Genomic DNA, 499 nt, shown 5'->3' with positions numbered 1-499 from the left:
TGCGTTAATCGCACCTAAACTAGATAGCGTTATCGCCGAGGCCATGTATCTTAAAAAGACCGACAAGATCGATGCATACACCAAACCTGAGAGCGATGATAAATTTCTCGAAAAAACAGTGGCTGATGAAAGCTTCGCCCTAAAAACCGAACTACCACCACTTGCCACTGAAGAAAAAGCAGGTCTCACAAAACTTAAAAACAGCGTAACCGCCAAAGCAGAGGACGCAGCAGTAACCGAAAAGGCACTGGTTGATTTCGTGCAAAGTCATACACCACCAGCTCTAGGAGTTGGTCAATCTTGGAGTGATATGACATCCTCAAGAGATACAAACATCACATACACAAATACAACTGATAAACCCATAATGGTAATGATCTCAGGTGAGCCAAATATGGAGGGGGATTTATTCATTTTCGTAAATGGCGTAAAGATATATACGCAAGAGCTAGACTCTATGGCTGAAACATCCATAAGCTTCATAGTGCCACCAAAGGCA

At 42.7% G+C, this 499-nt stretch carries 1 protein-coding gene; it reads left to right on the top strand.

All coding sequences use genetic code 11. The features are described from left to right. Positions 1 to 499 (top strand): hypothetical protein (locus UNSWCS_RS12185; RefSeq protein WP_035144224.1); only part of this gene is annotated, 499 nt, incomplete at both ends.

The sequence above is a fragment of the Campylobacter concisus UNSWCS genome, assembly GCF_000466685.1.
GTDB classification, from domain to species: Bacteria; Campylobacterota; Campylobacteria; order Campylobacterales; family Campylobacteraceae; genus Campylobacter_A; species Campylobacter_A concisus_A.
This window is presented reverse-complemented; position numbering and strand designations above follow the sequence as displayed.